Genomic DNA, 8,975 nt, shown 5'->3' on the forward strand with positions numbered 1-8,975 from the left:
ATTCATACAATGTTCCATACTCAACGTGATGATTCAAAATGGTAAACCCCAGAGCTACAAAGTAGAAATCTAGTTAACTTCCAACTAAGGGAGTTTTTGGCGATCGCTACTTTCATGCAACAAAGCCGTTGTGACTTGCAAGGTATCTAGCTCAACTTTGCGGATAATACAATTATTTGTATCTGCAATAAATAAATGTTGCGCGATCGCACTTAATCCTGATGGTTCAAAAAATTGACAATTAATACCTTGTCCATCTTGATGACCTGCGGTGCCATTTCCCAACATGGTAAGGCATAAACCTGCGTGATATTCCACTCGTTTAATTTTGTGATTATAGGTATCAGCAACCCATACATAATTTTGGGTATATTCTATTCCCAAACAATGTTGTAGCAAAACTTCTGAACCTCGGCCATCTTTGTCACCAAAGCCAAATAGTCCTCCACTACCACAAATAGTCCGCACTTTCGGATGCTCATTAATACCTACTGCTCGAATAGAGCTAATTTCACTATCCGCTACAAATAATTCGTTGCCATCCGTACTAATACCGCTAGGTTGAGCAAAAGCAGATTCTGTCAGTAAGCCATCTACACAAGCTTCTGCACCAGTCCCTGCATAAGTGCTAATCATCCCAGTATCCAGTTGCAACAGCCAAATTTGATGGGAACCTGCCATGGCAATAAAAATGCGATCGCCTATCTTGTCCACATCCCAAGGTGAATTAAGTCTAGTTTCTCTAGCAACTCCACTATGAGGTGAAATTTGAGAACTTTTTTCTCCAGTACCTGCAATAGTTTCCACCTGCTGAGTTAAAAAATCGATTTTGCGTAAAGCATGATTTTCTGTATCGGCAACATATAAAATTTGATTTTTGGCATCAAAAGTCATACCTTGGGGAGCAAAAAATTGAGCTTCAGAAAATGAACCATTAATTAATCCTGCTTTCCCAGTACCAATAATATGCAAAACTTCTCCCTCAAGAGTACTAACAACAATACGATGATGTCCTGAGTCAGCGACAAATAATTGATTAGTATCACTATCAGCGAGAACTTTACCCGGAAAAGCTAAAGGTGTAGTCAAAGGTTGCTTTTGTTTTTCTAGAATTGAGCTAACTTCACTAAAATTAATAGTACCTTTGTCTTGATGTTCTTCTATCAACTTACCAATAATTTCATCCAAGACATCACGTTTACCTTCACCAGAAACAGACCCCACTATATACCCTTCTGGATCGATAATTTTGAAAGTCGGCCATGCACGAACAGCATATTGTTGCCAAACTCTCGAGCCACTGTCTACTAACACGGGATGTCCAATGTCGTAGCGGAGGATAGCTTGACGGACATTTTCCACATCTTTCTCATTCTCGAATTTTGCTGAGTGGATGCCGATAATAGTTAGGCTATCTGGATATTTTTGTTCTAGGAATTTTAGGTCTGGCAGAACATGGAGGCAATTAATGCAACAGTAAGTCCAGAAGTCGAGGATAACCACTCGTCCTTTTAGAGATTCGAGGGATAGTGGCTTGTCTGTATTTAGCCAGGGATAATTTTGGGGCAGTTTAGGTGCTCTGATACGGGACATAACAATTAATAATTAATAATTAATAACTGGACAGTACAAAGTTATGAGTGGAAAGAAACTATGTTAGCAATGGATAATTAGAAATATAGCAATCATATTTCAGTTGTAAGATTTTAGTTGTAATTCTGGGGGGTGACATAATATAAAAGGATTTTGATTTATCTTAATTGTTCTTAAACATCTCATAAATCATTCCTGATTGCTATAGTTTTCATTATCCATTATTCATTATTCATTAGATTTTTTGCCTAACGTTGCCCCTTACGAGTCATGCCCAGTCCAGACAAATATAATTCAGCAACACTATAAACACGGGCAGTTTGGGAGGGATCTTTACGGCGCAAATATTCTTGAAAAATACCTGCTTCAATCATATCCTTCAGACGATAGTTTAAATCTGCACTTTCAATTTCCCATATTTCTGTTAGTCGGTTCTCATCAATAGGAGAGCGTTCACCTTGGAGTTTATCCAATAATTTTTCCAGTTCAGGATATTCGTTACGCACTTCATTGACACGCTGCTTAGATACTTCTGGTAAAGCATCAATTAAAGACTTTGGGCGCAAAATTCTTTCATCAGTAGTATATTCTCTTGACTGAGATTTCTCTATTTTGACTGCTTCCTCTAAAAGCAATATCAAGCTTCGGGGAAAGCGATTATCTTGACTGTCAGCAGTTCGTTTGCGTACCCAGTTGTGAATGTAACTCTTGTTACCACTACCCATCTTTTCTCCCCACAAAGGAAAAAGACTTTTGCGTAATTGCTCTAACTCAATGTTCTCAAGTCGTTCAAGTTTTACTCCTAATTCCTCATTAATAGTTTGCTTAAGACTGCGAGAATTATTCATAACTTGGCGTAGTATAAGTCTCCATAGATCGGCTTCTTCCCACTTTAACTCAAGCGATCGCCCACTGACGTAATGTCCTTTGTTAGTAAAGTTAAGTTGATTCCAAATGTCCTCTCGTAAAAATATCTTAGGCACAATATATTTAAGATCAATGCCACTTTCTAACCACCAAGCGAGCAAAGCTTCTAATGCTTTCCTTCGCCGTTGATAGTCTTTTTGATTAGAACCAAACCCTACATCTAACTCATCATAGAGTAGCCAAACTCGTCGGTTATTTTGTTGCAACCATGAGTTAATATCTTGTATTTGATCAAAAGTTTCGAGACTAGCTGTTGAAGATTTTGCTTGTTCAACTAACCATGAAACTATATCAGCACTTCTAGGTTTCTCAGTAGTTATTAATGCTTTTAAATTGTCATCAATATTAGGGAGTGAATGTAACTCTGGCAAAGAAAAACATAATTGCAATAAAGCATAGTTTAACCAAAAATATTTCCAGTAATCATTGCCCACCTCACGTTCATAACTACCTAGAGCACCACCCTCTAAAATAGAGCTTTTTATTGTCGGTTTACCATGTCCAGCAACAAAATTAATATTACTGATATCTAAATAATAACTAGCTAATTTTTTAGCCTCTTCTGGTTGCTCTACAAACAATCTAAATAATATACTTTTTCCTGTACCTTTAGCACCTCGAATTAGCCAATTTTTATCACTTAAAAATTTAGGGAAATCTTCTGTACGTTGAAATATTTCTGGAATTTTTTCTGGTTCTATTTCTTGTGCTGTTGCTGCTACAAAATTCAACTCATATAAAATAGTTGTTTTGGTAGGTTTCTGAACAATAGAGTCAGTTTTCATGCTAAGTTGAACATCTGGCAAACTAGCATCAATTACTTCTGCAATTGAGAGATAATTATCTAGCAAACTTTTAGGTAAATGATTAACAAGACTTGATAAAGTGCTAATGTTAGGATTGTAGTTAATTTCATAGTAAAGTTCGCCGACTGTTATGCCACTTGATAACCCCCAATTTTCCTCTATCCAATCTTCAACTTTACTTATCCAAATTTGACGTTGTTCTGCAGCAACAGCAGGCATAGGTGTCAGTACAAAACGTAAATCTGGTTTGCCTCGATATTGGCATTGTTTACTAACAGTTTGTACAATCCAACTTAATCCTTTAAAATTTTGGTCAGTGGGTGAAAAACAGATAATTCCCAAATCGGCTAAATCTAATAAAGCAATAGCGCTAGTATCATTAAATCCAGGACGAGCATCAATTAGAATTACATCAGGATTTAGTTGCTCTTTAATATCTTCAATTAGCTGTTCAACAGGATTATTTTCTCTGCGATAAAAAGCCTGTAAAGTTCCCCGGTCTAGTTCAGCTAAACGATGAATATAATTTTCATCATATTCTCCAACCGGAACTAAAAATAGTTCGCCACGGGCTTTTAATTCTACTTGATAAATACAACTTTCAATAGGAGGAAAATTTTCTTTTGGAGTTAGAAAACGTTGGTACAAATAATCTAATACACCATAATTTTCTCTATCAATTTGCTCAATATCTGACTCCAATAAAATTGAAATTCCTGGTGCTTCTAAATCAAAATCTACTATTACTACTCGACGTTTTTTTTCAGTAGCTAATATTCCGGCAACTAAACCTAGTGCAGTAGAACGACCAACTCCTCCTCTAAAAGAATAAAAAGTTGCTATTAAAGGAGTCTCAAAAACATCTTCTTCATCTGATTCTTTTGGTTCCTCTGGTTCTGGTGACATTAAAATATCTGACCATAAAGGTAACTGAAGTTGAGTATATTCAGGAGGTTGCTCTGTTGCTTCTTCAGGAGTTAATAAGTCGTAACTTAAAATAGGGTATTTGCTTAAATGAAAGTCTATACCCACTAATATTTCATCAATCTTTTGTTCGCGTTCTTCTAAAGATTGTTCCTGAAAGAAACTGGTAATAATTAGAATTTTCAGCCAACCTATTGAGGTTCTTTTTACCTTAACTTTAACCTGTGAATCTTCAGGCAATAAACTTTCATTTAAGTGGTCTTGAATTTGCTGCATTAATGCTTTTCTATCTGTCATTAGCTTTCTCCTTGTTTGCTTAATAAATATCTATGTAGTATTTCGACTGCATTAATAAATTTGTTAGCTTCAGTTTCATCACCCATTCTATTTGAGTATCGTAATTCATCATTTTTCCATGATGATGTAACTGTTATCCATGCTTGTCTGTAAGGATTATTTCTTTGTGGATATTCGATTACTCTTTGTATATTTGGTAAAGCATCTAATAACTTGACCAAACTATGTAGTTTTGAACCTCTTAATCCCTGCTTAAATACTGTTGTATCTTTAAAATTATTTGTACGTTCCTGATAACAAATCAGAGATTTTAGAGCGCATTCAATAGCATAACCACTCATATAAACAGCACCATTCCATCGTTTTTGACTATGCAGCGCTCTAGCATCTTCAAGGCGACAACGAGAAGCACCTAACTGAATAATTCTGTCATAAGTATCTGGCGTATTTTGCAAAAAATAGACCTCCTTTCATTAATTGATAATGGATAATGAATAATGGATAATTAGGGTTTGCTGAAAAAGTCTTTTTTCGTAGGGGTAGGAGACAGGAGACAGGAGAAATGGGAATTATAGAGTAGGTAGTCGGAAAAATTGTCCCAAGATTGTTCTGCCAAAATAATCCCAAAATACTAGCTTTTTTGGCTTTTTCCACCGAAAAACTGGTACTTTTTTTAACCCAAAAAAGGTTAAATCCTTTATATGTCAATGCTTTTAGATTTATTCAGCAAACCCTAATTATATCATGTCTGATGGGGCGCGTTTGTGTAAACCCAAAGGTGAATATCTATAGCAATGTGCGCTAGCATATTTACAAATTGCAGGAGGTATCTAATAGCTAAAAGTCCTATATCCATTATCAATTAATGAATCCCTTCTTCCTTCTTCCTTCTTCCCTCTTCCTTCCTTTAAACAGATAACATAATTTGAGAACCTTGAGGGGTTTTACTAACTTCAATTCGTGCCTGAAAAGCTTCTTTAAAATGAGGGATATGAGTCACGGTTAAAATACAGGAAAAATCAGAAGAAATGGCGTTAATAGCTGCAATTAATCTGTCGCATCCCTCGGCATCTTGAGTGCCAAAACCTTCATCAATAATTAGTAGTTGTAATGCAGTTCCAGAACGCTGTGCTAATAATTTTGACAATGCTAAACGGATAGCAAAGTTAACTCGAAAAGCTTCTCCACCGGAATAAGTTTCATAAGGTCTTGTTCCTTGAGTATCTGCAATTAAAATATCTAATGTATCTATCCATTTACTATTTTTTTTACTTCCTTTTGTAGCCTTTTGAGTCACAAATTGAATGTGTAACTGATTACAACTTAATCTTGCCAAAATCTGATTTGTTTCAGCTTCTAACTGTGGCAAAATATTTTCAATCATTAGCGCTTGAATACCTTTTTTCCCAAAAGCTAAAGATAATTCTTGATAAACTCGATATTGCCGTTTAGCAGTTTTTAATTGTTCTAATTGTTCGTTGGTTTGAACTTTCAATTTCTCTAAATGTTGTAACTGCTGTTGCACTTTTCCTAAACTTCCCAACTGTTCATCTAATTGCCGACGACGGTCTTGATTTTTTTTATCTAAAAATAGAATCTTTTCATCCGCATCAGGAGTTTGCTCTAATTGTTGATTGAAAGTAGAAATCTGGCTTTTTATCCCTGTTAAATCTTGTTGCTGATTTTCTATAACTTCCTTCAACTCATTAATTCGTTTTAGTAGGTGGGGATATTGTTTTTGAGCCTGACATAATTTTTCGACACGAGTTAACCAAAATTGTGTTTTTCTCAATTCAGACCTCACACAATTATGCTCTTCTAAATCATATCCAATTTCAGCAATTTCTCTCTCAATCACAATAATTTGCTGTTGTACATGAGAAGTTTGTTTTTGCTGCTCCAACTCCTGTTTTAAACTAACTATTTGCTCCTCAATTTCTGGCAGATGAACGCGAATTTTCCCCAACTTTGTCTCTGCATCTTTAATCTGCCCATACTTAATTTCTGCCCACCTTAATTTCTTCTCTTCTTGTCTCGCTAAACTATGACTCCGGTCATCATAATTAAGCTGTTTAATTTTTTCCTCTAAAATGCTAAGTTCAGCATATAAATTAACTGCAAAATCTCCCGTCTGTAGCGATCGCTCTACCTGCTCGACTTCCTTTACTAACTCTTGCAACAAAGTTTCATCTTTACCAATATTATCCAACTGTGCTTGTAAACTACCTCGGCATTCCCGTAACTCATCATATTTAGCCAACTCTCCCTCTATTTGCCGATATTCCGTTCTCAAAACCTGAATTTCCCGCTCAGAAATTGCTAGTTGTTCCCGTGCCACCCATAATAAATCTCTAATTTCCTTTTGCTGACCCTGATGTTTGTCCACCACTAAATGCCAATGATGTTCATCCAAGGGGCGATCGCACAATGGGCAAGGTGGATACTTTCTCTCCTCTATTTCAATATTATCAGTACCTTTATTTAATAATTTCAACTTTTGGTCTAACTCCGTGAGTCTAGTTTCGTAGTCTTTTTTATTACGAACTAAACGTTCGAGAAAATGATGTCTTTCCTGTCCCTTCTCCTGTACCCGTCGCAGATAAACCCGCTTATTATCTAATGTAGAAATTTCTTCCACAACTTCCTGTAATGCTGACTGTAGTTGAGGTTGCTTTTGCTGTTGAGTTTTTCTTAGTTGCTGCACTCTAGAATTCAATTCCTCTAAACGAGCGCTCAAACGTGCTTGCTCCCGTTCCAGTTCAGTTTGTAATTTTTGGCGTTGTTGCTGTAGTGGGGTAACTTCCACCTGTAATTTGTCTAATTCATTTAATTTTGTTCTGGCAGTTTGTAGTTGTGTCAGAGCAGTTTCAATATCAGCACGCTTGCTCAGAGTATCCAAATTTTCTTGTTCCTGTTGTTTGAGAGAATTTAACTGTGCTTGATGTTGCTGAATTTTGTTTTGTACTTCTTGCAGTTGTTGACGTTGTTTTTCCTGGAGTTGTTGACGCTGGTTCAGAGCATTTTGATGGGTTCTAAATTTTGCAGATAAATTCTCTTCGGTAGTTTGCAAGTTTTGGAAATGAGCATATCCAGCTTTAATTTCATCTTCCTGTTCTAAAACTGCTAATAGTTCGTCTTGTTGTTGTTGGGTAGTTTTGAGTTCCTGTTGGAGGCGATAACATTCTTGTACGAGTTTGTCATATAGTTGTTGCTGTCCGTGCAGTAGTTTTTCCCAGGTTAGACGATGGTTTTGTTGGGTTTGTAGTTGTTTGAGTCGTTCTTGATCACATTCTTGTTGTTGCTGGAGTTGAGTGAGGGTAGTTTGGAGATGGGTTTGTTGTTGGGCGATCGCTTCTTTTTGTTCCAGTTGCTTTTGGTTCACTTCTAATGTCTGCTCCAGTATTTCTACTTTCGCTTTAAATTGCCTAGCAGTATCTTTAGCTTTTTCTCCCAGGGTGTCATATTGGTCGAGTTTGAGGAGGTTGGCGAGAATTTCTTTCCGTTCATTAGGACGTTTGAGCATAAATTCATCTGCTCTACCTTGACGCAGATATGCTGAGTTCACGAATGTGTCGTAGTCGAGTTTGAGATGTTGGATAATAGTTTGTTGGGTTGCCCGCACGCCTTTTTGAGTAAGACTTTTAAACCGTGAACCAGTGCTAATTTGAAATTCTAGAGTAGCTGAACTTCCCCGACGACGACCACGAATAACACGGTAGATGTTACCGTTGCTGCTAAAGGTGAAGTCTACCCGTACTTCTTTTTCTCCCAGACTGATAATATCATCTTCAGTAGCGGCACGACTATTTCCCCACACTGACCAGGCGATCGCTTCCAGTAGAGAAGATTTTCCTGCACCGTTTGGTCCGCAAATACAGGCAGTATGCAGACCTGTAAAATCTAGAGTTGCTTCCTGATAGCTGAGGAAATTTTTTAGTTTCAATTTTTGAGGAATCATTTTGTTATCGCACTTTTAGTTTTCAAGATTTATTAACAGGACTCATGCACAGACACTAAATCTAATTAGGGCGAATGCCATTTGCACTCCGCAAAGCTCCGAATTGCGCCCCTACATATAGCGCTTTCAAGGTAAATTTGCGTAAGTCCTGACTAAAATAATGTTTCACTGAGTTTTGTTTTAACTAATTTGGTTGATGTTAATTCACCCTAGTTTTTGCTTTCTTTTCTACGTTACTTTTTAGAAAACAACTATATTAGTCTGGTTATATTTTTCACATTTTACATTAGCACAAAAAAATAACTATTGTGCTTAGGTTTCTATCTGCAAATATAAATTATTGGGCGTTGTCAGAAAAAAAGATAATTCAGAGAATGATCAGCGTGTAAAGTTCAAGGAAAAATGTAATGGAATGTCCAGAATGCCACAGTCACCACATCCATAAAAATGGTCACGTGAAAAGGTAAGCA

The 8,975-nt window shown here is 36.6% G+C and carries 4 protein-coding genes; all 4 read right to left on the reverse strand.

Going from position 1 to position 8,975, the window contains the following annotated elements; genetic code table 11:
- Positions 1–84: 84 nt before the first annotated feature.
- Complete coding sequence (locus F6K27_RS31375) at positions 85–1,593, reverse strand: thioredoxin-like domain-containing protein (RefSeq protein ID WP_287279730.1); 1,509 nt, start codon at positions 1,591–1,593, stop codon at positions 85–87.
- Between the two features lie 248 nt (positions 1,594–1,841).
- Positions 1,842–4,547, reverse strand: coding sequence for a ParA family protein (locus F6K27_RS31380; protein WP_287279731.1), 2,706 nt, complete (start codon positions 4,545–4,547; stop codon positions 1,842–1,844).
- On the reverse strand, positions 4,547–5,002 hold the full coding sequence (locus tag F6K27_RS31385) for a HEPN domain-containing protein (protein WP_287279732.1): 456 nt from the start codon (positions 5,000–5,002) through the stop codon (positions 4,547–4,549). The genes F6K27_RS31380 and F6K27_RS31385 overlap by 1 nt, the downstream gene beginning before the upstream one ends.
- Positions 5,003–5,454: 452 nt before the next feature.
- Positions 5,455–8,505 carry an exonuclease subunit SbcC gene (gene sbcC / locus F6K27_RS31390; RefSeq protein WP_287279733.1) on the reverse strand — a complete coding sequence of 1,017 codons (3,051 nt, stop codon included), beginning with the start codon at positions 8,503–8,505 and terminating at the stop codon, positions 5,455–5,457.
- Positions 8,506–8,975: the final 470 nt, after the last annotated feature.

The organism is Okeania sp. SIO2F5 (assembly GCF_010692685.1).
Lineage (GTDB): Bacteria > Cyanobacteriota > Cyanobacteriia > Cyanobacteriales > Microcoleaceae > Okeania > Okeania hirsuta.